At 46.5% G+C, this 26,507-nt stretch carries 19 protein-coding genes; 14 read left to right on the top strand and 5 right to left on the bottom strand.

Features of this window, described 5'->3' with window-relative positions; all coding sequences use genetic code 11:
• Positions 1 to 15: 15 nt before the first annotated feature.
• Entirely contained in the window at positions 16 to 4,140 is a 4,125-nt protein-coding gene (locus F894_RS02510) for a UvrD-helicase domain-containing protein (protein ID WP_005245851.1), read from the bottom strand.
• Between the two features lie 4 nt (positions 4,141 to 4,144).
• Positions 4,145 to 7,849: an exodeoxyribonuclease V subunit gamma gene (locus F894_RS02505; protein ID WP_005245849.1), complete on the bottom strand. Its 3,705-nt coding sequence runs from the start codon at positions 7,847 to 7,849 to the stop codon at positions 4,145 to 4,147.
• Positions 7,850 to 8,026: 177 nt separating this feature from the next.
• Between F894_RS02505 and F894_RS02500 the strand changes: the two genes are divergently transcribed.
• Positions 8,027 to 8,527 carry a hypothetical protein gene (locus tag F894_RS02500; RefSeq protein ID WP_005108051.1) on the top strand — a complete coding sequence of 167 codons (501 nt, stop codon included), beginning with the start codon at positions 8,027 to 8,029 and terminating at the stop codon, positions 8,525 to 8,527.
• Between the two features lie 54 nt (positions 8,528 to 8,581).
• Here the strand turns inward: F894_RS02500 and F894_RS02495 are convergent, their stop codons facing one another.
• The gene (locus tag F894_RS02495) at positions 8,582 to 10,000 is read right to left on the bottom strand and encodes a polyphosphate:AMP phosphotransferase (protein WP_005245848.1); all 1,419 of its coding nucleotides are present in this window, start codon (positions 9,998 to 10,000) and stop codon (positions 8,582 to 8,584) included.
• Positions 10,001 to 10,205: 205 nt separating this feature from the next.
• Between F894_RS02495 and F894_RS02490 the strand changes: the two genes are divergently transcribed.
• The 6 genes from F894_RS02490 (at position 10,206) to F894_RS02465 (ending at position 15,935) form a co-directional block, all read left to right on the top strand.
• Positions 10,206 to 10,910 (top strand): DUF8198 family protein, encoded by a 705-nt coding sequence (locus F894_RS02490; RefSeq protein ID WP_005245847.1) that lies wholly within the window; start codon positions 10,206 to 10,208, stop codon positions 10,908 to 10,910.
• A 146-nt stretch (positions 10,911 to 11,056) separates the two neighbouring features.
• Positions 11,057 to 12,001 carry a bifunctional demethylmenaquinone methyltransferase/2-methoxy-6-polyprenyl-1,4-benzoquinol methylase UbiE gene (gene ubiE / locus F894_RS02485; RefSeq protein ID WP_004647333.1) on the top strand — a complete coding sequence of 315 codons (945 nt, stop codon included), beginning with the start codon at positions 11,057 to 11,059 and terminating at the stop codon, positions 11,999 to 12,001.
• 12 nt (positions 12,002 to 12,013) lie between these two features.
• Positions 12,014 to 12,691, top strand: coding sequence for a ubiquinone biosynthesis accessory factor UbiJ (locus F894_RS02480; RefSeq protein ID WP_005245846.1), 678 nt, complete (start codon positions 12,014 to 12,016; stop codon positions 12,689 to 12,691).
• A gap of 12 nt (positions 12,692 to 12,703) precedes the next feature.
• A complete protein-coding gene (locus tag F894_RS02475; protein WP_005245845.1) occupies positions 12,704 to 14,323 on the top strand; it encodes an ABC1 kinase family protein in 1,620 nt (539 codons plus the stop codon).
• A 154-nt stretch (positions 14,324 to 14,477) separates the two neighbouring features.
• On the top strand, positions 14,478 to 15,557 hold the full coding sequence (locus F894_RS02470) for a patatin-like phospholipase family protein (protein ID WP_005245844.1): 1,080 nt from the start codon (positions 14,478 to 14,480) through the stop codon (positions 15,555 to 15,557).
• Positions 15,558 to 15,617: 60 nt separating this feature from the next.
• Positions 15,618 to 15,935, top strand: a complete 318-nt coding sequence (locus F894_RS02465; protein WP_005245842.1) for a hypothetical protein — start codon at positions 15,618 to 15,620, stop codon at positions 15,933 to 15,935.
• A gap of 59 nt (positions 15,936 to 15,994) precedes the next feature.
• Here F894_RS02465 and F894_RS02460 read toward each other — a convergent pair whose 3' ends face one another.
• Positions 15,995 to 18,349, bottom strand: a complete 2,355-nt coding sequence (locus F894_RS02460; protein ID WP_005245841.1) for a Tex family protein — start codon at positions 18,347 to 18,349, stop codon at positions 15,995 to 15,997.
• 335 nt (positions 18,350 to 18,684) lie between these two features.
• On the opposite strand from F894_RS02460, the gene ompR reads away from it, so the two are divergent.
• The 4 genes from ompR to F894_RS02440 all read left to right on the top strand — a co-directional run bounded on the left by ompR (position 18,685) and on the right by F894_RS02440 (position 23,804).
• On the top strand, positions 18,685 to 19,449 hold the full coding sequence (gene ompR / locus F894_RS02455; protein WP_004278590.1) for an osmolarity response regulator transcription factor OmpR: 765 nt from the start codon (positions 18,685 to 18,687) through the stop codon (positions 19,447 to 19,449).
• Between the two features lie 247 nt (positions 19,450 to 19,696).
• Positions 19,697 to 21,157 (top strand): ATP-binding protein, encoded by a 1,461-nt coding sequence (locus tag F894_RS02450; RefSeq protein WP_034438039.1) that lies wholly within the window; start codon positions 19,697 to 19,699, stop codon positions 21,155 to 21,157.
• Positions 21,158 to 21,362: 205 nt separating this feature from the next.
• Complete coding sequence (locus tag F894_RS02445) at positions 21,363 to 22,880, top strand: acetyl-CoA hydrolase/transferase family protein (protein ID WP_005245839.1); 1,518 nt, start codon at positions 21,363 to 21,365, stop codon at positions 22,878 to 22,880.
• Positions 22,881 to 23,111: 231 nt separating this feature from the next.
• Complete coding sequence (locus tag F894_RS02440; protein ID WP_005245838.1) at positions 23,112 to 23,804, top strand: DsbA family oxidoreductase; 693 nt, start codon at positions 23,112 to 23,114, stop codon at positions 23,802 to 23,804.
• 66 nt (positions 23,805 to 23,870) lie between these two features.
• Here the strand turns inward: F894_RS02440 and F894_RS02435 are convergent, their stop codons facing one another.
• The gene (locus tag F894_RS02435) at positions 23,871 to 24,071 is read right to left on the bottom strand and encodes a dodecin family protein (protein WP_004278594.1); all 201 of its coding nucleotides are present in this window, start codon (positions 24,069 to 24,071) and stop codon (positions 23,871 to 23,873) included.
• A 410-nt stretch (positions 24,072 to 24,481) separates the two neighbouring features.
• Between F894_RS02435 and F894_RS15135 the strand changes: the two genes are divergently transcribed.
• The 3 genes from F894_RS15135 (at position 24,482) to F894_RS02425 (ending at position 26,495) form a co-directional block, all read left to right on the top strand.
• Positions 24,482 to 24,649 carry a hypothetical protein gene (locus F894_RS15135; protein ID WP_005245837.1) on the top strand — a complete coding sequence of 56 codons (168 nt, stop codon included), beginning with the start codon at positions 24,482 to 24,484 and terminating at the stop codon, positions 24,647 to 24,649.
• A 255-nt stretch (positions 24,650 to 24,904) separates the two neighbouring features.
• A complete protein-coding gene (locus F894_RS02430; RefSeq protein WP_005245836.1) occupies positions 24,905 to 25,084 on the top strand; it encodes a hypothetical protein in 180 nt (59 codons plus the stop codon).
• 10 nt (positions 25,085 to 25,094) lie between these two features.
• A complete protein-coding gene (locus F894_RS02425) occupies positions 25,095 to 26,495 on the top strand; it encodes a hypothetical protein (protein WP_005245834.1) in 1,401 nt (466 codons plus the stop codon).
• Positions 26,496 to 26,507: the final 12 nt, after the last annotated feature.

Genomic DNA, 26,507 nt, shown 5'->3' with positions numbered 1-26,507 from the left:
TATAAAACTGCAAAATCATGCTGATTTTTTCTGCTCAAAATAGCCCAGGATTTGATCCAGTTTTTCTATGAATTCAGTGTCCGGTTGCCAATGATAGGCTCCTTGCTGCGTCTGACCATTCATCCCGCGCAAATACAGATAGGTTGCGCCGCCCAGATGCTGCTGAATCGAATAGCCCTGCATATTGGCACTCAGATAACGATGCAGCGCCACCAGATACAGAGCGGCCTGCAACCAGTAACTGGACTGGCTCATATTCTCCTGAATCGCCTCAGCGCTATATTGCTGCTGATCAGGGCCGAGGAAGTTACTTTTATAATCGGCAATATGGTAGCGCTGGCCATCGAAATACACCAGATCGATGGAACCGGTCAGATATCGCGCCGATTTGGCCTCATTAAAATCGCTCATGACTATGTCATGTCCGAGAAAAAGCTGATGGATTTGCCGAATCTGCAAAGGGGCATCGGTCAAGGACAGATAAAAAGGAAATTCTGACAGATACTGTTTAGCCTCCAGCTGCGCCAAAGCAAAATCTACCTGAATCGGAGTGGCCAGAATGTCATGTACCCAGTCATGCATCAGGTTCAGCAAAATATCTTCTGTAATCTCGTCCAACAAGCCATCAAAAGCAGTCTGGAAAATACTGTCCACATTCAGCGATTCAGTGCTTGCAGAGCGTGTGAGCTGGGCCACTTCCTGTTCAAAAAACTGGATAAAGGAGTCATCCTCCAGCCCATCGAAATACACCTGAAACTGACCTAAAAATTCTAGCAGACCCGAACGATCGAGCTGTTGTGCCGAGTGAAACAGCTGCTGCCATTGCTGGCGATAAGCTTTGCTTTGGTCATGCAGGCGAATTCCGGTCAATAACTTATAGTTCAGGCTGGACAATACGCGCTGCATACTATGACGCAATTCCTCGGCTTTGAAATCTGCCTGAGCTGTGGCCTGAAACAGGGTTCGCAGATTCACCACAGCGGCCTGATAATGCAGGGAAAAGGCCTGTTCCAGTACACTACGTATATGAAAAGCCTGTTCAAATTTTTCTTTCAGTTCCTGCCAGATTTGCGGTGCGGTATTTTTAAAACGGCGCCGGATTTCCAGATTCCAGTAACTGCTGTCCTGAAAATCGATATGTTCAAAAATGCTGTGCAAGAAAGTTCCGGCCACTGTACCTTTAGGAAAATTCAGCCTAATCCAGTCTAAGGGCACGGCTGCTGGCTGTTCTTCCAGACCGGTAAAATGAATCTCATCAGCAGCACTGTCGGGCTGTTCTGAAGCCGTGACCAGGTCGTCCTGCAAGATATGTCCATGTAGCTGATGCTGTGACAAGGCAGTAAAACTGGTTTTGGTTCGCGGATAAAACTGCCGCTCTGGCAAAGATTGCGCCCGCATGTCAATCTGATGATGGTTCGACTGCTCGACCAGGCGCGGTGGTTCCTGAGACAGAGACGGCTCGACCAGACTTAAAGCATGTTGAAACAGTTGCTCTCCCTGACCACGCCAGAAGGCCAGCCCGGAATCGGACAGTGCATTCTGGTCCTGCAGCATGGCATATACCCGGTGACTGGCACGGGTCAGCGCCACATACCAGAGTCGGTGGTTTTCGGCAGCATTACGCGCTGCATTCTGCAGAATCGCCTGCTCATGTAAATTCTTGTGATTGACTGCAATCACCCGGGATTGTTCCAGAATATTGTCCTGTTCAGGCGCAGATAGGGAAAAATTCAGGTTGCCTTTATTCACATCAAAAGCAGCATCGGCTCCCAATAAAAACACCACTTTAAATTCCAGCCCTTTGGAGGCATGAATGGTCATCAGCTGCACCCCATGATCCCCAGACAGCTTGCGTTCTTTTTCGCTGTCCTTGCCTGAAGGTGACTGAAGCTGGCGCAAATACCAGTGATAGAGTTTTTGCGCCCCCTGATAATATTCACTCTGCTGGCTCAGCATCTCGGTCAGATGGCGCAGATTGACCACCACCCGCTCATTGTCCAGACTTTGACTGGCCACCAGATTGGTCCAGACCTGAAACAGGTTCAGTGCATAATTCCAGGCGGTCAAAAAGCCTTTCTCAAACCACATTTCCCGAATTATATCCAGATCCGCAATATAGCGACTGAGGCCTTCACTCTGGCTTTGCAAATCAATCAGTTTTTTCAGATTGAAGCCCAGCAGACGGGTTAGTAAAGCCCGCTTGACCTTGGCCTCATTGAAAGGATCCATAATCGCCGTCAATACGGCCGCGACATCCTGAGCGATGGGACTGGCAAACACGCTCTGTTTGGATTCTTTATAGGAGGGAATGCCCATACGCTGCAGACGCTGCTTCACCTGTTCCAGAGCAAAATGCCCAAATCCCAACACGGCAATATCATCTGCGCTCAGGCTTTGCTGATGCTCTTGCTGCTGAAAGTACAGTTGCTGCTGGGCAGACTGATTCAGCAATGCACGGATTTTCCAGGCCACCTGGTCTGCCTCCAGGTCCGATTCACCTAGCTGAATCCATCGTAAAGGCTGCGGGTTGATCCTGCCCATATCGACCAGATCTGGATGCGGGCGACTACCGGCCTGAATCAAGGTGTACTGCACCTGTTCGCCAAAATCCATTTGCCGCTGGAACAGCGCATCAACCACTTCTACGAGTGGTTTGACTGACCGATGGTTCTGCATCAGGGTATATTCGCGGCCCTGTTTATGCAGCACATCGGCATGTGCCTTGTTATAGGTGAGCATATCGCCGCCACGGAAACCGTAAATTGCCTGTTTCGGATCACCGACCATAATCATGCAGCCGGACTGCACCCGGTTGGCATCACGCCAGATCTTGGCCAGCAAATCATCCTGATCCTGGTTGGTGTCCTGAAATTCATCGACCAGAATCAGCGGATAACGTGCCTGTACAAACTGGGCAAAACGCTGTCCCTGCTGGCCTTGCAATGCTTCCGCCAATGTACGAATTTGCTGGGAAAAAGTGGTTTCACCCTGCTGCTGCAAGGTTTGTGGCAAACGGGTCTGCACACTTTGAATAATATGAAATTCCAGATAGGTCGTAAGCTGTTGCAGCTGCTCATCCAGATACTGTTTGACCTCACACAGCGCATCAATTGCCACGATCAGACTATGTTGCAAAATCAGCTGCTGCTCTGCATCCGGACAGCTTTTGTTAAAGACCTGAGTGGTCGGCTGGAAATCGGTTTTCTTGCGGCGCAAATGGCACAGATTCAGTAAAATCGGCTGCAATTCAGCATCAAAGAAACTCATGCCACCCTGATTTTTCAGGGCTGCGCTCCAGGTCATAAAGTTTTCACAAATTTCGGTTAACTTGGTCAAAAAACTCTTGTGAAAATACTTCGGACTTTCCTGACAATAACGCCGCATGACGGCAAGATCATGCTCCTGAATATTTAATAATTGGCTAATACAGGCTTCCAATTTGTTCAGGTCACATTCAGCCGGTTCGATCTTGCGAAAATGCTGCTTACTGAAATTCAGGGCATCACGCACCAGCCCGGTATAATGCTCCACCGGTTTCAGCAGATTCTGGACATACAGATGATTGACCATATATTGCGGCTGTTGCTGAATCCAGTCACGCAGCACATCATGAATCAGCTGCTGGATATACAGATCCTGATCTTCGGTCAGTTCTGCACGTTCAATCTTGCCACTTTCAAATGCAAATTCACGTAACAGTTTCTGGCTAAAGCTGTCCAGGGTGCCAACAAACAGTTCATCTAGCTGGTTCAGCACCAGACGTAAACGGCGACGGGCATAATCCAGCCGTGAACCATAATCTTTCAGTACCTGCTGAAATAAAGGATCGGTTTCATTCTGGATTTTTGCTGTGATTTCAACTGAATTGAGCTGCTGATGACGCTGGATATAAGCCAGCGTTTCCTCGATGCGAAGCCGTACCCGGTTTTTCAGTTCAGCCGTGGCCTTACGGGTAAATGTCGTCGCAATCACCTGATGCGGATAATACTGGTCCAGAAAAATCCGCACCATCAGACTGGAGAGCGTATAGGTCTTGCCGGTTCCTGCCGAGGCTTCAATCCAGTGCAGGCCACGGAATTTCATGTCCTGAATCGGATTGGTGGAAATGCCTTTTTGCATCTGCTGCTTTAAGAAAGTCATACGGCTATTTCACCCACTCCAGATGTTGATGAATCGGCGCATACAGGCCATGAGCAAAATCATGACAGCAATTTTGCAAGGCCAGATCCGGATCCTGATCTTGCAAAATAAATTGCCAGTCCTGATGCAGCAGACTGGATTCATCCGAAGCCAAAGGTTTGGCACTCTCATAGCTGTTGTTCCAGGCCTTTAGCAATTCTGGCATTTCCACAATAGTCATTTTGCCCTGTTCATTCTCGGCCCACTGCCACTCTTTTTTCATCAGTAATTCTGCCGGCAAGACCAGCGGCTGCTGTTGACCAATTTCCCAGGCCTTTAACCAGAGCTGCAAATACTCATGTGCCTTGCTCGAACTCAAGCCAGAAAACTTCAGGGTTTTATTACTGAAAATGACAATGCGCTCCAGTGCTGGTGAGCGTGCATCGTCATTTAAGTAAGCCAGCCACAACAGATACTCCAGCCAGACCTGGGCACGGCGTTTTTCCGAGGCCGAAGAGGATTGCATACTCAGCCAGTAGCTGCTGTGTGGAACCTGAGGCACGTTTATATGAATGATCAGTTCAGGACTGAACTGCAAGGATTGCTGGGTAACTGGCGTCAGTTCTTTATCCAACTGCAGCAAACGTTCTTGTAACAGCTGCTGTTCCTGCTGGCTGCCCAGCCAGGTGGCTTGCTGAGTTTTGCCCACCGGCAAACGGTCCAGCATCAGGTTCGGCTCAATCTCCTGCTCTTGTTGCAACAGGAAATCCCGTACCTGATACTGTTCCAGTTTGTTCAATAATAAGGGTTCCCGGGAACTCGGCAAATCGGCATAGCGAATCGTGGAAACCCCGACACTTTTCAGGAATAGACGTGCCGGGAAAATCATATCTCGGATCCATTCATCACCTTTGAGTACCCGGATTTCTTTTTGTTCTAGTGCCGGATAATGTGCATTGATCCAGCTGCTGCGTTTGCCTTCGGCACTGCGGATATACTCTGCTACCGCAAACCACTGATCCTGATAACGTGGTGTCTGCATATCTGTAAATCCGGCCGGATCAAAAGGCTGCAAGGGATGTACATGATAAAGCTGCCGGATATGTTGAGCCACGGACAGACCATGAATATCCACCATCGGATCGACTTCGGCATCCGGCTGTTCAGACTGGCAAATCAGCGCGATATGCTGAACCAGTTCCTGCAAGGCAGTGGATGGATCGCGAGCCTCGCCATCCTCCAGATCAAAACCATTATAGAACAGCCATAGATTTTCCTGTGCCAGCAGCAAGGCATCCAGAAAAGCACCCTGCTCGTCATCCAGACGGGAACGGTCACCGAGTTGCGGCTTCAGGCTGCGCATCAGGTCAAACGGAACCTGTTGATTGCGGCTCGGAAATTTACCGCTATCCAGATTCAGCATCACCACCAGTTTATAAGGCAATGGCCGGATCTGACCAATCTGGCTAAAAGTAATCTGTCCGGTCGGTTCGGCCTGATCCAGCTGCATCTCCAGGGTATTCTGAATTTCTTCCAGCACATAAGGCAGAGGCAGACTGAGTGCCACCAGTTCCTGACTGGCATGCGGATCATCCTGGTCATGATAATCGGCCAAGGTCAGCATCCGCATTTGCTTGTCGATAATCTCGGCAACGGTTTTGAGCGATTCCACGCCAGCATCACGGAACTCGTTCAGATCGGCGCGCAGATATTCCAGCCAAGTTTTGACTGGCGTGCGCTGTCCGGTTTCATGCAAAGTCAGCCAGTCACGGCGCTCTACCAGATCCTGATAAATCCGGATCAGGGTGGATATCAAGGGAAAATCACTGGTCAGAACCTTGGCATAACTCAAGGTGTCCTGAAACAGGGTATGTTCAGGAATCGCCAGACCCAACGCCAGACGGTCCAGCGCGAATTTAAAGCTAAACCGGTAATCCTCATCGCCTGCGCTCAGACTTTGCTGTAAATGCTGCTGGTCCAGTCCACGCTTGAAGCCAGCATCTGTCAGCAACTGCAACATCCGTTCTACCTGACTATAGTCCAGACCATAATACTGCTGGGTGGCATTCAGGCTGAGCCAGTCGGCAAAGTCCTCAATACTGAAACGGCGACGTACCCACTGAATCCGGCCCAGTACCGCGCGCCAGGCATTGCTGACATCCAGACGCGACACCCCGGCAATCTGGATCGGTAAATACAGGTTATCTTTCTGCAAGCGTTTGCTACCAGTCTCGCGCTCACGCGGTGGCGGGGCAAAGACACTGCGAATTGCCGGTTCGAGTTCTTTCAGACTTGGCGTCAGCACCAGAATATCACTAGGCTGACGCGGCACGTCATTCGTATCTTGAGCCAGCCAGTGAATCAGCTGTTCTTTGAGGACTTCCAGCTGACGTAATGAAGAATGACAGACATGAATCTGTACCGAATCATCGTCAGGGCTTAAAGCATATTGATGCTGTTCAGGCTCGAGCAAATACAGGATATCTGACTGGATTTTGGCCAGCAGCCTGTCCTGATATTCATCGACAAAGACATCGGCCCAGAGACCCTCTTCCCCCGAAGACAGTTTAGAGAGTAGAGAAAAATGATCCCGTGCCTGCTTGCCGAATCGGGTCAGAAGCGGATGCCGCGATTCCCGGTCTTCGGCATTAAAGTTCAGCTGCTTGATCCTGAAGTCTTTTATTTCCGCATCATTCGGTTTACGTTGACGGGTTTTTTCAAAACGCTGAATAAAGCGCTCTTCCCGCTGCAAATCAAATCTGGCTTTCCAGTCAGGATCGACACTGTCCGCCCAGTATTCCTGCGAAGGGTTGAAGTGAAAAATATAGATATCAATGTATTGCCCCAAACGGCGTAAAAAATCCAGCTGGCTGGGTGGCAGTTCCAGCAGGCTAAATACCACAATCTGGGCCGGCAGTCGTTTTAGAGCCTGAGCGCGGGTTTCTGCATTCTCCAGCCGCTCCCAATACAGGCGTTCAATCTCCAGGATTTTGGCATAATCATCCTGAAATACATGCTGCCACAACCAGCGTTGCCAAGCTTCCAGTTCACGCGCCTGAATCTTGACAAAATCCGCCACCTGCATCTCATGACCATTTTCATCTTTGGGGCTATAGATCATTTGCTCGATATCGAGCGCAATATCCTGCCCCCAGGACTCTAACCAGTTACTCGGACAACCACAGTTGTTTGGAGGACAGTTACGCGCGCAATAACCGCGATAATCCATATAATGGCTAAACAAACGCGACACCTGCTCGGCTACCCAGTACAGCATGCTCTGTTTTTTCAGCTGCTTCTCTGTACCCTGCTCCAGCCGGTCAGCACTGTCATAAATCCGCTTCACAATAGAATACAGCGGATGATCGACGTCTAAAGGAATCTGTTCAGGCAGAATGCATTTTCGTAGCGCCTGAAACACGCGCCATTTGATGATAATACGCGGAATATTGGCTTCACGGACCTGCTCCACTTCTTTGGGAGCATTCAATACCCACTGATAAGAGGTCCATTGAAAGGCGCGAATCCGGTGATGAAACTGGGTATTGGCGCTAATGCCTTTTTTCTCGGCAATTTTCTGGGTCAGCCAAGTTTCTACAGCCGGAGATGGCACAATAAAATGCCGGGTTTGTAACACCTCAAATGGATTCCGGGCAGTTTGGTTGACAATACGCAGCATACTATCCAAAAGCACATCAATACGTTGACTCTGAATAACATGGATGGCCATTGGTTCCCCTGAACTGCTGAATGTGGTTTTTACTACAAAACGATAAAGATTATTTACTATACATCCCGAGCGCTCTATGACACTTTAAAACCACACTTCAGTCGAAAAATTTCTTTGAAAAAAGCATCTTAAAGATGCTTGAATAGAAAAAAACAACATAGAGCTTAGGTAGTGCCCATGAAATTAGATAAAATTCCTGAACGTCTCGATCCGAGCCTAGATTTAGAACAAATCCGCGACGAATGCCTGGAACTCACCAAAAAACGCGCCTACTATTCTGCTGGTGCTGCCGTGATTCCGGTACCGTTTATGGACGTGGTCATTGATGTCGGCATCTTGTCGCAATTGATTCCCGAGATCAATGCCCGCTTCGGCCTGTCCCCTGAGCAGATCAGTGTCTACGATCCGAAAACCCGTCAGATTCACTGGCAAGAGCTGCGTAAACGTGGCGTAGAATTTTCCGGTCTGGTGGTCGCACGTACGGCAGTTAAAAAATCTTTGAACAATGTTGCAGCGAAAGTGATGATAAAGCAAGTCACAAAATTCATTCCGCTGGGTGGTCAGCTGGTGGCCGCAAGTCTGGGTTATTTTGTCATGAAAAAAATTGCCGATGCTCATGTGCAAGACTGCTATCGCACCGCTAAAAGTATTCAGCAAAAACAGGTCGCCCAAGGTTAATCCTGTTTAAGCTAAATATTTTTAAACTGTTTAAAATTCTCTACTTCAGGCAGATTATTCTGCCTGAAGCTGTTTTAAAATAGCCTTTAGTACCTCTACCCGCGCGGTATTCTTATCATCGGTCGCAATAATATGCCAGGGCGCTTCCTCGGTCGAAGTATGCTCAAACATATCGGCTGCCGCTTTCAGATAATCGTCCCAGCGCTCCCGGTTACGCCAGTCTTCTTCAGTAATTTTAAAGCGCTTATGCGGTGTATCTTCACGCGCCTTGAACCGTGCTGCCTGTTCCTCTTTGGAGATTGCCAGCCAGATTTTCACAATCACTGTTTGATGCTTGACCAGGCTCTGTTCAAAACGGTTAATTTCATCATAAGCACGCTGCCATTCCACCGCACTGACCAATCCTTCTACCCGCTCTACCAATACCCGGCCATACCAGGAACGGTCAAAAATACAGATATCATCATCGGTTTGCAGCTTGGTCCAGAAGCGCCATAAATAGGGACGGTTCAGCTCAAATCTTTCTGGTGCAGCAATGGTATGAATTTCATATTCACGTGGATCGAGTTTTTTGACAATCCGCTTGATCGCGCCGCCCTTGCCAGCGGCATCCATGCCTTCAAACAGAATCACTACATTACGCGAATCGGAACGCATGGCTTTAGCGACCTTCGCGGTTAACTTTTTTAATTCCGGCTTGTAATCTTCTGGCTGGGCTTGGGTCATGGAAGGATGTTTTAACTGCTCAGGAATCTTGGCCTGCTTCCATCTTCCCTTGGCTCTGGCCGGGTGATCCGGACAATGTTTCAAGGCTCTCAGGATATACTGGGCAAATTGCTGGTCGCGCTGCTGTTCATCTTCGCCATCAATAATGAACCAGTCCTCGGTAAAGCGCTGACGCAGGCGCTGCAAGGTGTCATATTCTTTGCGATTGCGCCAGTCCAGACCATGCAGTTGATGCCAGTGAGTTTCACTCGGATCCATGGCATCCAGACGTTTTTGCAAGACTTTCCAGGACAGGTCAAACCAGACCTTGATCACATCGACATGGTTATTTTTCAGGTCCTGTTCAAAGGCCTGCATCTCTTGCAGATATTCATCAAACTGTGCATCATTCAGCGGGCTTTCAGCTTGCATGGCACTGCCAAGCAGATCACTGTACCAGTTACCAAACAGCACCATGATCTGGCCTTCAGCTGGAATAAAACGCGCATAAGGTTGCCACAAGGTCTGCTTTGGGCCGGCTAACTGGGGCTTATCGGCTTTCACGCGCAAATAGCGCGGATCGACCCATTCACGTAGCTGTTTGACCGCTTCACCCTTGCCGGCCAGCTCAATGCCATTCACCAGAATCACCAGACTTTTGGCATTTTTCTGGCCTCGGGTCTTTTTTAAATTATATTGGGCATCAATCAGCTCGACAGACAGCTGATCTTCATCCATTAACTGAAATTGTGGTTGTTCCATACGCATCTTCAACCCTGATCTTTTATTCTATTTGCAGTATAGCGAGGAGTTTCAGCGCAAAAATAGCTCTGGCAACGTTTTTCACACGATTAAATTGGCTATTTAAACAACAGATTGACATACAAATGCCCGATCTCTGTTCAATTTGTCATAGCAGGATTGTCCGGCAGCCTCTAAGATTCTTGCATCCTCCAATGATAATTGAAGCCTCATGTCCAAACTTGCCGTACTCGATGATCTGTTAGCGCATTATTATCAATTGGCTTATCACACCCGGCCTGACATTTTAAGCCGTTTACAGGATGTGCAGGCCTGGCAGAAAGTCCGCATGCAGCGCACCCATCGTGCCCATTTTGCTGAAAAACAAAACCAGTTGATGTCCGAGTATTTCCTCAATCGTCTCTACGGCGGCGCTGACTTTGATGCGCTGGCAGAACAGATTGCCCGGCTGATGAAATATGCGCATAAAGCAGAAAAAGTTATTCCGGAAAATGCCATTAAAACCGGCACCTCAGGTGTAGAGCTGGCTATTTTGGCGGTACAGCTCGATGAACAGGTCGCGATTCAGTTATTACAGGATTATCATCCACATGAACCGCTGACTGACGAGATGATGCGCCTGACCTATTTGAAGCTGGATCAGGGTGAAGCACGCCTGAAACAGCTGGCTCTGCTGGATCAGCTCGGTATGAGTCTGGATAAATATATGCGTTCATTTGTGGTCTATACCGCCTTTAAAATGTGTAAGGGCGCAGCGAATAAATATAACTTTCAGGTAATGTATGAATTTATGCAGGATGGTTTTCTGGCCATGAAGCCACTCAAATCGGCAGAAAAATTTGTACGCGCGTTCACGGCAACCGAACGCCAGATTATCGATAAAGTACATTCTGGCGATCCGCTACCGTTTCAGTAAATACCCGATGAGTATTTCTGCCAAGCGTGAATTTTTCTGTATATTATTCATAACAATTGCATCATGATTGCTGAATAAGCCTTTAGAATCTGTCATGATGCAGACAATGCAAGATTAACCCGATTGATATGTTAGGAGTGACTCCAATGTCGAATGAAAATACAACGCCTACCCCTACCCCCGAGTCGGCACAACAGACAGACAAAGTGAGCCCATTCTTAACTGAACCCCTTCCACAAGGCACCCCGCAAGGTCAGCAACAATCTTTAGAACAACGTCTGACTGACACGCCTGTGACGGGTACTGTGCCTAAATATAATCTGCCACGCGGTGCCAATACGGGCAACGTCGGCTCAACCACACACTTCGGCTATCAAACTGTAAACAGTGAAGAAAAAGCCCAAAAAGTCGCAGAAGTGTTCCACTCTGTAGCGAGCAAATATGACATCATGAATGACCTGATGTCTTTTGGTATTCATCGCCTGTGGAAACGTTTTGCAATCAATATGTCAGGTGTACGCCGTGGACAGCATGTATTGGATATCGCGGGTGGTACTGGCGACTTGGCTAAAGTCTTTAGCCGCGAAGTGGGCCCGACGGGTCATGTGGTACTATCTGATATTAACGAATCCATGCTGAATGTCGGTCGTGACCGTCTGATTGATGCAGGCTGTACCAATGTCGATTTCGTTCTGGCAAATGCCGAAACCTTAGAACCATTTGCAGACAACAGCTTTGATCTTTTGACCATTTCTTTCGGTCTACGTAACGTGACCGATAAAGATGCGGCACTGGCTGCGATGTACCGCGTCCTTAAGCCAGGTGGCCGTTTACTGGTGCTAGAATTTTCTAAACCAGTGTTTGAGCCATTCTCTAAGCTGTATGACCTTTATTCGTTCACGGCATTGCCAATCATGGGTAAAATCATTGCCAATGATGCAGAAAGCTATAAATACCTGGCTGAATCGATCCGTATGCATCCGGACCAGCGCACCCTGAAAGGTATGATGGAAAATGCCGGCTTCCAGAATTGTGACTATCACAACCTGACTGGCGGGATTGTTGCGGTTCACCGCGGTTTCAAACTTTAAGGTTCCTTACCTATGTGGTCAATTCTGGCACTCGGTGCTGTTGAACGCGTGATTCATCATGTGATTGATCTGGATGCCATTACCCGCATCCAGCTGAATGCCCTGTCCGGCAAAATGCTGCGGGTGGTGATCGCCTCGCCGCAGCTTTCGGTTGATGTGTTTTTTGATGAAGGCAAAGTTCGTCTGGAACCAACGGCAACCGGTCATACCGAAACACCTTCGGTCTTTGAACAACGTCCATTTGACGCAAGTTCCGCGACAGTCACCGAAGCGACAGCAACCTTGCAGGTCAGCAATGTGGTGGAATTACTCAAGCTGCTGCTTTCCGATGAAGTCGGCAATATTCCATTGCAAGGCGACTACAAATTATTGCAGGAACTCCAGCGCATCATGCAACAGGCGGAACTGGATCTGGCAGCACACTTAAGTCCCTGGGTTGGGCCGACACTAGCGCATGAAATTGGTAAATTGCAACTGCTGCCCAAGCAGCTAAAACGCACCCTGCAAAGTCAATTATTCTTTGCTGAAGATGCCTTAAAAGAAGACAGCGGTCTGTTTGCCCCACGCTGGCAAATGGATGACGTGAATCAGGACACCCGTATCCTGAATCAAAATTTAGATCGGGTTGAAGCGAAAATCCATCAGCTTCAGGCTAAAATCGATGCCTCAAACAATTCTACTCAAGACTAGGTACACAGCTTTATGATTCCGCATGTTTCACGTTTACTCGAACTTTGGCGCATCGCCGCGCACTATCGACTCGACACGTTGTTTCCTGCGGAAGAATTACCAGAAAAATCCCGGCATGTGCTATCCCTCATCCGGATGCATCCGGCCGCCTGGTCCAGTCGTGAACGTAAAAATCCGCTCAAGCTGAAACTGGCTTTAGAAGAAATGGGGCCGTTGGCGATCAAGCTCGGTCAACTGCTCTCGACCCGCCGTGACCTGATTCCACCTGAAGTTTTACAGCAACTGGTGTTACTGCAAGACCGGGTCAAGCCGTTTGATAATGACGTAGCCAAGATGCGCATTCAGGAATCCCTGAAAGCTGATGTAAATACCCTATTCGCGCGTTTCGATACCCAGCCACTGGCTGCAGCTTCGATTGCTCAGGTGCATACGGCTGCCCTGCATGATGGCCGTGAAGTGGTGGTTAAAGTCACCCGCCCGAATATTCGCCAGCAGATTTTGCAGGATTTTGAAATTCTGGAATGGCTCGGTCAATTTCTGGAAAAACGTCTGGAAGCTGCCCGCGCATTGCACCTGTCGGAAATCATTCAGGATTATCGACAGATCATTCTGAATGAGCTGGATCTGACGCTGGAAGCAGACAATACCCGCCGTATGCGCCATCACTTTACCGGCTCGAGCATGATGTATGTGCCGGAAATTTATATGGACAGCAAAGACGTGCTGGTAGCCGAGCGCATTACCGGGGTGCCGATTTCAGATATCGCGACCTTTGACCGGCTGGGCATGGATCGGGCCGATCTGGCGCGTAAAGGCCTGACCATCTTCTTTACCCAGGTGTTCCGCGATAACTTCTTCCATGCCGATATGCATCCGGGAAATGTCTTTGTAGAAACCATCAATCCGGCCAATCCGCGTTTTATTGCGCTGGACTGCGCGATTATGGGCGAACTGTCCAAACACGACCAGATGACCGTAGCACGCATGCTACTGGCGGTCATGAACAGCGACTTTATGCAGCTGATTCAGGTGGTGCATCAGGCTGGCTGGATTCCACCGGGGACTGATCAGGATGCTTTGGCTCGTGAAATGCGCCGCAGTGTGGGGCCAATGGTCTCAAAACCGATGCATGAACTGGATTTTGCCGGCATTCTGATTGAAGTCATGGATATCGCTCGTCGTTTCCATCTCGAAATTCCCCCTCAATTGATGCTGCTGCTAAAAACTTTGGTGCATGTCGAAGGTTTAGGAACCGACCTATATCCTGAACTGGATATCTGGAGTCTGGCCAAACCGATCCTGACAGACTGGATCAAGGCCCAGATGAATCCGCAAAAGAACCTAAAAGAACTGGGACAGAAAATCCCGGATCTGCTTTTAGGGGCGCAGGATTTACCGACCCTGATGATCGACAGCTTAAACGGTTTAAAAAACCAGTCGGCATGGCATGCCAAACAGCTCAATGAATTACAAAGCATGCGCCTGCAAATGGAACATCAGCAAAAACGCAGCTGGATGTTTGGCAGCGTCATGGCCATTCTGCTGGCGATTGCAATTATTTCACCATGGTTTGTGTCGGTGATTCTGATTGTACTGGCGAGTTTACTGGCCGTCTGGCGCATCGCAAAATAAGCGATTTACATATGCAAAATCCTGAATAATCTAGGCTTTTTTTATGTCTTAAAGATGAGGATGACTCCAAAGTCACCTTAGGACATATCTTGCCATTGGGTCCTCAGACCTATCGCTTAAAATAAGCCCACATTTGGCTAGTATAGGTTCAACCATGGTACAGATTTTACAAAAACGTGCGCCTGCTCTGACGATTCGTGCCGGCCATCTGGCACGTGAGCTGATTCTGCAACAAGGTTTGCAACCCGAACAAGTCGATATTGTACCTGGTGCTGCAGGTGGCCCCAAAGGTATCGGTATCCAGGGACTGGATCAGGCGATTTTTGGTGAGTTTTTTCCACGTGCACCTCAGCGTAGAACTCTGGTGGGTTCTTCGATTGGTAGTTGGCGCTTTGCCAGTATGGCTGCACATGGTGCTCAACAGGGAACCGAACGCTTGGCTGAACTCTATACCAACCTCTATTTTCATAAAAAAATGACCCGTCAGGATGTCAGCGACATCTGCCGTGGCATGCTGCTGGATCTGGTACAAGGCAAAGAAAACGATCTGGTCAATCATCCAGATTATCATCTCGCAGTCATTTCAATTAAAGCCCAACATATTTTCCAGAGTGACAAGGCATTGCCGTTGCTGGCTTCTGTGGCTGGAATTCTTGGAACGACCGCAGTCGCGCGCCGGCACAGCCGTTATTTCATGCAACGTGTGATCAGCCAGCCCAATATCGGTGAACAGTTTAAAATCGCTGAAGATGGATTTACCACGCATTATCATGCACTAACCGAACAGAGTGTGTTGTCCTGGTTGATGGCTTCAGCGTCTATTCCCGGGGTGATGGCAGCGGTGAACAATATTCCGGATGCGCCGCAGGGTTATTATCGCGATGGTGGCCTGATTGACTATCACATTGACCTGCCCTTTCAGAGCAAAGGTATTGTGCTGTATCCACATTTTACCGATAGCATTACCCCCGGCTGGTTTGACAAGTTATTTAAACGTACCTCAAATCCGGAAAATCAGGCACGAACTTTGCTGCTTTCTCCCTCGCAGCAATATCTGCAAAGTTTGCCTTTGGGTCGTTTGCCTGACCGTAAAGACTTTAACTTAAAAGGTTTGGACCAGAACCAACGGATTCAGCTGTGGAAGCAATGTATTGCGGAAAGTCAGCGTCTGGGCGATGAATTTCTGGAACTGGTCGAGAAGCAGAATTTTGCTGAGGTGATGCAGGCCTTGTAATTGGCCGCAGCTGCCCGATTATTTGTATAATTGCTTTAATTTTGTGAACTGTTGAGATTTATGCAGAAGTTTTTAGTTGTCCTGCAATACCTGTGTCTGGCCTTTGCCATTTATCTGATTTATAGCGTCAGCATGTCGCTATATAGCCAGGATTTTGTCCTGATGGAACTGGTCGCTGATATCGGTACGATTCTGATCTGTATCGACCTGGCGGTGTTTTTATTTACCAGTAAAGGCAAGCCCGGCATTAGCATGGAAGAATATGCAAAAAGACTGGAACAGCCACCATCTAAACTGGTCTATGTGACACGAAAATTGGGGCATCTCGGTATTTTGCTGATTATCACCAGCTGGATTGTGCCGATGATTAACTCATAATGATCCAATAAAAAAACCTCCCAATTGGGAGGTTTTTTTAAATTAAAGATATCTGAAAATTATTTAGAACCTTTAATCCCTGCTTGCAATAACAATGCACCCAAACCACCAATTTTTTGCTCTTGTGGTTTAGCCGCTTGCGGTTTCTTACCCTGAGGGCGATCACCTTGCGGACGTCCTTGCTGTGGACGTTTACCCTGAGGCTTACGTTCACCACGTGGCTCATTGTTCTCGCGACGTGGCTGACGTGGTGCTTTCGCCGGCGCTTCAGAACCTTCAGGACGCATCGACAGATTCACGCGGTTACGTTCAGCATCCACATTCAAAACACGCACTTGTACGATTTGACCCGGTTTCACCACTTTATGCGGATCAGCGACAAATTCATTGGCAAGTTCAGAAATATGTACCAAACCGTCTTGATGCACACCCACATCGACAAATGCACCGAAGTTAGTCACGTTAGTGACTACACCTTCCAGCTGCATGCCTTCAGACAATTGCGCAACTTCAGTAATGTCATCACGGAATTTAGCAGTGCGGAACTCTGGACGCGGGTCACGGCCCGGTTTTTCCAGTTCAGCCAATACGTCTTGAATCGTCGGCAGACCAAATTTCTCGTCTGCAAATTCTTCTGCATTCACTTGGCGAATGATTTCAGTATTGCCAATGATGTCTTTTACAATCGTTGCTTTTGCTTCAACAATTTTGCTCACCAAAGCATATGACTCAGGGTGAACTGCAGACGCATCCAGTGGTTCTGTACCATCTTGAATACGCAAGAAGCCCGCAGCCTGCTCAAAAGTACGCTCGCCTAAACGTGGTACTTTTTTCAAAGACTGACGATTGTCAAAACGACCATTTTCCTTACGGAATTCCACAATTTGCTGTGCGATCGATTTATTCAGACCCGCGATATAACCCAGAATTGCTGCTGATGCAGTATTTACATCCACACCCACTGAGTTCACACAGTCTTCAACGACCGCTTCAAGGGTTTTCGCCAGACCGGTCTGGTTCACGTCATGTTGATACTGACCCACACCAATCGATTTCGGATCGATTTTCACCAGTTCTGCTAGTGGATCTTGTAAACGGCGTGCAATCGATACCGCACCACGAATAGATACATCTAGTTCAGGCAGTTCCTGTGAAGCTAGTTCAGATGCTGAATACACCGATGCACCTGCTTCAGATACAGAAACACGCGTCATTTTCAGATCACTGTTCGCAGCCATCATTTCAGCAACTAAAGCTTCAGTTTCACGGCTTGCAGTACCATTACCAATCGCGATCAGGTCAACATTGAACTCGCGGCATAAACGCGCCAGCTCGGCCAGTGAACCTTCTTTATCGTCTTTTGGTGCAAATGGATAAATCGTGCTGTGTGCAAGAACATCACCAGACTCGTTCACTACCGCCAGTTTCACACCGGTACGGATACCCGGGTCCACGCCCAAAGTGGTACGTGCGCCTGCAGGTGCAGAAAGCAGTAAATGACGCAGGTTTTCAGCAAAGACGTTCATCGCTTCTGTTTCAGCAGCCAGACGTTTTTCAGTCAGCAATGAATGTTCGATCGTTGGACGAACTTTACCGAGCCAAAATAGTTTTGCAGTTTGCTTCAAGAAATCCTGACGCGCTTGTGGCTGAACAGTTTCAAGATTGTATTCAGTTTCAATACGCGCCAACGGGGCATCATCTTCGCCATCCACTTTCAGGCCTAAAACGTTTTCTTGACGGCCACGCAGCATCGCCAATAAACGGTGTGAAGGCACTTTATTCAAGTTTTCAGAGAAATCGAAATAATCACGGAATTTTTTACCGACTTCTTTTTTCTCATCACTGGCAACCAAACTTTTCAGCACGGCAGTTTTTGCAAATGTCGCTTTAAGTTCAGTGGTCAGCGCGATATTTTGCGCCCAGTCATCAATCAGGATGTGCTGGATCGCATCAAGCTGGCTTTCAGTATCTGGGTAATCTTCATGGCTAAAACCCACCAAAGCTTCAGCTGGATCAACAGCTTCATTAAAGATTTTTTCGGCAATCGGGCCTAGACCGGCTTCTTTGGCCTTGAATGATTTACTGGTACGTTTTGGACGGTACGGCGCGTAAATTTCTTCTAATGCATTTTTGGTTTCAGCGGCATTCACACGCGCCAATAAATCATCAGATAATTTATCTTGTTCTTTGAGTGATTCAATCACCTTTTCACGGCGCTCATACAAATCACGCAAGTATGATAAACGCGTATCGAGTTGACGTAGTTGCGTATCGTCTAAGCCTTGCGTTACTTCTTTACGGTAACGTGCAATAAAAGGAACACTGGCACCTTCATCAATAAGCTTGATGGCAGCCTCAACTTGATTTGGACGTACGGCAAGTTCTTTTGCCAACTGCTGAACTAAGTCAGTCATCGTGTTTGATCCCACAAGGATAAGTACTAAATGGCATGATTATAAAGACCGGGTCTATAAAATCCACCATTGTTTTTATTAATTTACCTCATCTTTATATTATGAAGTGCCACAGTTTTCAGCTTTTCCCGATAAAGTTTGTATGAACTTTGCTTTTTATCCAGCTTAAAATCGTATTTTTTGCTCATTTAGATGTATATATTTGGTATCTATGTCTTGATTTTAACTGCAATATTTGGTGCTTTAAAGCATAGTCAATTAATATCAATGAATCGTATACTCAAAGCCTATTTGATTTTTGTTTATGACGACAATAAAGAATAAAGGAGCATCTCATGAGTTTAGTTGTACCTGCTGAAAAAGCCGATGCCGTACATACCGAAACGGACCGGGTCGAACGGATCCTGGTGGTTGATGATGATGTTCGTCTGCGTACCTTATTACAGCGTTTTCTCGAAGATAAAGGCTTTGTGGTTAAAACTGCACATGATGCCACGCAGATGGATCGACTTTTACAGCGGGAACTGTTTTCTCTGATCGTGCTCGACTTTATGCTTCCGGTCGAAGATGGCTTGAGTATCTGTCGTCGTTTACGCCAATCCAATATCGATACGCCTATCATTATGCTCACCGCTCGTGGTAGCGACTCGGATCGTATTGCCGGTTTAGAAGCAGGTGCTGATGATTACTTGCCTAAACCATTTAACCCGAATGAACTCTTGGCACGTATTCGTGCGGTATTGCGCCGTCAGGTACGTGAAGTGCCAGGTGCACCAAGCCAGCAGATGGAAGTGGTTTCTTTTGGTCCCTGGTCACTGGATCTATCTACCCGCACCCTGACCCGTGAAGGCCAAGTGGTAACGCTCACTACCGGTGAATTTGCAGTTCTCAAAGCACTAGTGCAGCATCCACGCGAACCATTAACCCGCGACAAACTGATGAATCTGGCGCGCGGCCGTGAATGGGGTGCCATGGAACGTTCAATTGATGTTCAGGTGTCACGTTTACGCCGTTTAGTGGAAGAAAATCCTGCACGTGCACGTTATATCCAGACCGTATGGGGTGTGGGTTATGTCTTTGTTCCAGATGGTGCTGAATAAAGGAAAATTTATAGGATAAAGATTACCCCAATTTATTGTCCCTAAAAGCCATTCGCTGCTGTTTGAGCCTCCCCTTCTTTAAAGGCTCGTATACAAATGCGCGAGTTCAGCGAATGGCAAAGTTTTTTGGTTACTTTTTTCAAAAAAAGTAACACAACAAGCTCCTTCCATGGAAGGTTCAAGCAGTAAGATTCCATTACAAATTATTATTACTGCTCAATTTGGAAAATGCCTACAGGGAGCTGGTGTGAAACTCGACCCCATCGATCCACAAAAATTTACCGATTTTGTCAGCTACTCGGAAAAAAAGCGTACCCGCTGGGAACGCTTTCTCGACAAGATCAAGCCGCGTTCTGCTGCCATGCGTACCACAGTACTGGTGGTTTTTGTGGTGTGTTTTAGCCTGTTCATGTCCTTGTGGTTCTTTTGGCGTACCCTGTTTTTACCTGAAATCCAGCAACATGCGCGTTATCTGGCCATGGAACTGGAAATTCTCAACAATCCCGATCTGCGCCTGTATCACAAACAGCAAGAAGTGGATATCGATGACTGGCTGAAAAACCGGGTCGGCATTGAATACGTGACCAATCCAGCAGAATATCCCACGGTTCGGGAAAAGCTGATTGCAGAATTTTTTACTCGGCAGATCGAAACCAAACTGGCCAAAGAGTTACGTATCGAACAAGCCACGGTCTATTTTCAGTTTAAGCCGAGTCCACGTATCTGGATCCAAACTCCTGAAATGAATGGTCACTGGGTACAGGAACCTTTAAAGACGTATGCCAACTATAGCAATGAACTAATTTTGGGCTGGTTGCTTGGCACGCCGATTATTGTCGGCATCATTATTTTGACCTTGGTGCGTCAGCTCAACCGTCCTTTACGCCGTTTGCAGAATGCCGCCAACAGTTATAGCCGAATCGGTTCAGCACCCTATCTGGATACCAATCATGGTCCACTGGAAATCCGTCAGGTCAATCATGCCTTTAACCAGATGATTTATACGCTGGATCAGACCGAGCGGGAACGCCGCATCATGCTGGCCGGCATTTCACATGACTTGCGCACGCCCTTAACCCGGATCCGCCTCAGTGCCGAAATGATGCCAGATGAAGACTTTCTCAAAGAAGGCCTGATTTATGATGTCGAAGATATGGACGCGATTCTGGATCAGTTCATCTCCTATATGCGTGATGGTTCCGATGAAGAACCGCAGGACACCAATGTCAATGTGCTGCTCCAAGAACTGGTCAAGCAGTTTAAACCGCTGGATATCCGCTTTACGCCACAAGACATCCCAACCATTCAGGCGCGCAGCATGTCGCTAAAAAGGCTGATTGGTAATCTGATCAATAATTCGAAACGTTATGGTTCAGAACCAATTGAGCTTTCTGCGCATGTTGAAGAAGATCAACTGTTGATTTGTGTCGCAGACCATGGCGAAGGCATCCCGGAAGATCAGATTGAAGCCTTGATGCAGCCTTTTGTTCGGGGTAATTCGGCACGAACTGTACAAGGCAGTGGCTTGGGGTTGGCCATTGTGAAACGGATTGTCGACATTCACCATGGTCAATTGCGTATTCATAATCGTCCTGAAGGTGGCCTGGAAGCTATCATTTCACTACCCGTGAATCAGGTGAACCCTGAGACACTTTCCCCAGCCACCACACTCGATAAAATTCGCCAAACTTTGACTGATCACTTTTAAGAAGTGATCAGTAATTCAACAAATGACTTTTTAGTTTTTCTATACAATTCATTTTATAGTTCATGAATTCAATCATTTAAAAATCATCATTTTTTATTATACCTACATTTAGCTAAAAAATTAGACCTTAGCCTAACACCTATGCACAATACATTTTTTGAGCGGTACAATCCGTCTCATAGTTTAAGAATTAATGAGAGTTAAAATGTCTTTAGATCGTATCCGTTTAGCCTCCCTACACAACAAAGTCATCAGCCCAGAACAAGCGGCTGAATTCATCAAAGATGGCATGACTGTGGGCATGAGTGGCTTTACTCGCGCTGGTGAAGCGAAGGCGGTTCCTTTAGCTTTGGTTCAGCAGGCAAAAGTAAATCCATTAAAGATCACGTTAATTACTGGTGCATCACTAGGGAACGATCTAGACAAACAACTGACTGAAGCTGGCGTATTGGCACGCCGTTTACCGTTCCAGGTCGACAACACTTTACGTAAAGCGATCAATAACGGCGAAGTGATGTTCATTGACCAGCACTTGTCTGAAACTGTTGAGCAAATGCGTAACCTGCAGTTGAAAAAACCAGACGTTGCGATCATTGAAGCTGTAGCGATTACTGAAGATGGTGGCATCATTCCAACAACATCTGTTGGTAACTCTGCAAGCTTTGCGATTTTTGCTGAAAAAGTGATTGTAGAAATCAATACCAACTTAAGCCCGGCATTTGAAGGCTTGCACGATATCTACATCCCGACCTATCGTCCAACGCGTCAACCGATTCCATTGACTCAAGTTGATGAGCGTATCGGCACGCATGCGATCAATATCGATCCATCTAAAATTGTTGGTATCGTATTTAACAGCGAATTGCACGACTCTCCATCTACTGTAACTGCACCAGATGATGAGACGCAAAGCATTGCCAACCATTTGATCGCTTTCTTTGAAAAAGAAGTGGCTGAAGACCGTCTACCGAAAAACCTGGGACCTCTTCAAGCAGGGATCGGTTCAATTGCAAATGCCGTATTGACCGGTCTGAAAGATTCAAACTTCGAAGACTTGATCATGTACTCAGAAGTTCTGCAAGACTGTACGTTTGAATTGATCGATGCAGGTAAGATGAAGTTTGCTTCAGGTTCGTCTATTACGCTTTCTGCTAAATATGGCGAGAAAGTATTTAACAACCTTGAGCAATACAAAGACAAACTGGTATTACGTCCACAGGAAATTTCAAACCATCCTGAACTGGTACGCCGTTTAGGTATTATCGGCATCAACACTGCACTTGAGTTTGATATTTACGGTAACGTGAACTCAACTCATGTATGTGGTACCAAAATGATGAACGGTATTGGTGGTTCAGGTGACTTCGCACGTAATGCCCACTTAGCGATCTTCGTAACCAAATCAATCGCGAAAGGTGGCGACATCTCTTCTGTAGTGCCGTTTGCTTCACATATCGACCATGCAGAACATGATGTTGATATCCTGGTAACTGAACAAGGTCTTGCGGATCTTCGTGGTTTGGCACCGCGTGAGCGTGCACGTGCAGTGATTGATAACTGTGCGCACCCAATGTACCGCGATGCATTGAATGATTACTTTGACCGTGCATGTGCAAAAGGCGGCCATACCCCTCATCTTCTTCGTGAAGCGCTTTCTTGGCACTCAAACTTCGAAGAAAATGGTCACATGCTTGCTGTGGAAGCTGCGGTAAAAACTGCATAATTGACTGCATTCACAAAACGCCCTACGGGGCGTTTTTTATGGCATCTTTATATTTTTTTTGAATAGTCAGAACCTGATTATATTAAGGAAGCCACCTGGCTATCGCCTGCTCTTTCTTCTTTTATTTATCCTGCCGATCTGCTGTAGAAATACACTTCTGATGCTCAAGGGCTTTAAATTCTGATTCTTCACCCTCATACTTGAACACAAGAGCAAAATTAGAGACATGACATGCGCGTAGATATCTGGTCAGATGTGGTTTGCCCCTTCTGCTATATTGGTAAAAAACGTTTAGAAGCTGCGGCAGAAGAAGCAGGTATTGAGCTTGAAGTGCATTGGCACAGTTTCCAGCTCGATCCTGAAGCACCGGTACGTCAGGAAATTTCTAACTCTGAGCGTCTGGCGCAAAAATATGGCCGTACTGTGGCTGAAGTCGAAGAAATGCAGCGCAATATTGCTGAAATGGCCAAAGCCGAAGGTATCGAATTTAACTGGGAAGGTGCCAATTCAGGCAATACCTTTAATGCGCATCGCCTGATTCACCTGGCGCAAAGCAAGGGTCTGGGCAATGAAGCACAGGAAGCATTCTTCTATAGTTATATGACCCAAGGTCTGGCGATTGGAGAACGTGAAACGCTGGAAGATGTCGCAGCGCGTATCGGCCTCAATCCGGTCGAAGTCGATGATCTGTTGGATTCGGAGGAATATGCTGATTTCGTCAAATTCGATCAGGAAGTGGCACACGAACAACTCAAAGTGACTGGTGTGCCTTTCTTTGTTTTTGATCAACGTGTGGCATTGGCAGGCGCGCAGCCTAAAGAAGTTTTCCTGCAAGTATTTGAAAAAGCGCTCGATACATCAACCAACAGTCAGGCAGCACAGTGCTCACCAGAAACGTGTGACACGCCAGACCAAGCTAAATAAAACAACGTTCAATAAAAAAACCCCATTTTAAATGGGGTTTTTTATTTGTTATTGAATGGCATTCGCTTAATCAACCAGAAAACTAATTTTTAAATTGACACGATATTCCGTGATTTTATTTTCTTTAATGACAACCTTCTGTTCATTGATCCAAGCACCTTGTACATTTTTGACCGTTTCTGTGACTTTTTGAATGCCCGTTTGAATCGCATCTTCAAAGCTTTTATTGCTGCTTGAATTGACTTCTACCACTTTTGCAATTGCCATAATAAAACTCTCAGCATGAAAATGAATGGAATTCCATCTTAGTCCATTCTCAGAAGATTGCAGCAGCCCGTAAACAAGCGATAGCAAAAACTTACATGGATTGAACAAAGCTCGAAATTCAATCTTAAATTGGCAGATCAAAAACACATCGCCGCTTGTTTTGGCACTCGATCAAGTCCAGATTCTCATCGCCAAAACAAAGCATAAAGTCCTGTAAAATCACAAAAATCGAACTAGAGTAAATATACTAATTTATTGTTTTATAGAGTAATTTATCTAAAATTTACCACCTGAATTTGCCGAATCTATCATTTTCTATTAAGTCTTATTTGCTATTATTTCACCCGAATTAAGTTTAAATATTCTCCTCTGTTCAAGTCATTGAACACTCTGATATTAAAGGTCATCCTATGAATGCTCTTAAATTTGCTTTCGCAGCAACCGTTATGGCTTTTTCTGTTCAAGCGTCTGCACAAATGGCGCAAGTGGTTCATCTGCCAGACTTTCCAGCGACTAAAGCACCTGCTGAAACAGTAAATGCAGATGCTGCAACTGTAGCAACTGAAAAAACAGCTTAATGTAAAGCTGTTTTTCATTAAAACAGGCTGATTGATTCAGCCTGTTTTTTTTGATCATATTGAACACATTCAGTGTGAAAGATGCACGACTCTAAAAAAATATCGACTATTTCCTACTCTCATTTTTTTCTATTGATTTTTATCACTTTTAATTAAAAAAATTGTTTATAAAACACTCAAAATAGATCACTATTTTATGTGATCTCTGCTTATAATTGCAGCAATATAAATAGATTAATGATAAGAAAATTCTTTATGCATGAACTTCAGGCATTGGTACAGGGCAAAATTCCGCCTCAGTCAGTTTCTATTGATTATTTAATTGAAATGGCAGAAAACTATACAGACTCAAATTCTGCTGAATACAGACTGGTCGAGCTGGCGGTTAACATTGTACTGGCACAAACCCTGGATAAAGCACTGAAACATCTCTAGAGATTAAAAAATGAATGCTTTAGAAAAAGCACACTTAATTAAAGAACTACATGAACTGGCACAGCAACTGGAGCATAAAGTCCTGCCTTTCTATGAAATTGCCCGTTCTAAAAAAAGGATACGCGATATTTTTAATCTGTGTGATGAGCCTATTTTCAAAACCCAGATTTCAGCATTTAAAGCCCGCACTCAGCCTGAACTTGTTGCTTACCAATTTTCTGCTGACACGTCTTATCATCTGAGCTTTCGTGGCTATTTCACCGAAATCTTGGCGCTGGAACAAGCATTGTCTGCCCATCCGGATTCAGGCTGGGCAGTTTTACATCATCCTGAACGTGGCTGGCAAATCTGGCTGATTCCGGCCCCCCAATCTCCTGCCCTGCACAGCCAATGGGCTGAATTGCAACACTGCTATATCTGGCTGTTGCAACAACAGCAACGATTTTCTTGCCTGAAACAGGATCCACCCTTGATCGTTCCAGCCTTATCCTTACACGAAGCTGAAACCAGCTGCAATTCTATGGAAACAACCAAATATCATCGGGGACGGCCGCGCGCAAGAATTCATGCACTAGAATTAAATCGCTTAGATGAGTCAACCAATCAAATACTAACTGAACCCAAGGAACTAAATCCTCAACTAAAAGCTGAAACGACAATTCAGCAAGAACAGATCACAGTCTCCGAATTGATTCAATTCCCTGTACAGATCCAACTGGGCAAACTAAACGCTCATGTACACCCTTTAGGTTTAGAAGAAACTAATATCCAGCGGCTCTGTGCTTTAGAACTAGAATCCGATGTCGAACAACACCCTGTTTATCTGGATATTGTCTTATATTATGCGGCAGAAGATAACTGGCAGGCACGTCAGGTTTATTTGGTTGAGCAATTGAATCTGCAAGGTCAGTTTGTTAAATATCTGATGCTCTTAGGGGTACCGAGTCAGTTGCAGGCTCACTATTGTATTCAACATTGGCTGACCCATCATCAACATCAGGCTGCTGCGATTAAATCACTGGCGTGGTCTGTTATAAGCACCAGGTTCATGCAACTCGAGTTTTTTTCAACAGCTTACTTGCAGCAGGCTGAAACAGTCTGGACACAGCCAGATTACCATCCGTTTATACCCGCACAGTCCATTCAAAAGCAGAAATTTATCTCGTTTCAAGAAGCTGCTGCGGATTTTTCTACCCCAGTGCTTTTGCTACAGGAACATCAAAAAATCCGAGTGATTCATGGTGAAAAACGCATCTCTCTCGCAGAGGATGAGCTGGCCTATCCATACATCTTGCTGCAACGCGACAAACAGCTAAATTGGCAGAATATTCACAATATTATTTTAACAATGCCACAACCCATTCGGGTATTAGAGCTTTATCGGGAAATTCAGGCTCAAATGATTGAATAATTGCTGTTATTT

The sequence above is a fragment of the Acinetobacter sp. CIP 51.11 genome (assembly GCF_000369665.1).
GTDB lineage: Bacteria > Pseudomonadota > Gammaproteobacteria > Pseudomonadales > Moraxellaceae > Acinetobacter > Acinetobacter lwoffii_S.
Note: the sequence above shows the minus strand (reverse complement) of the source record. Positions and strands in the feature narration are given on the sequence as shown.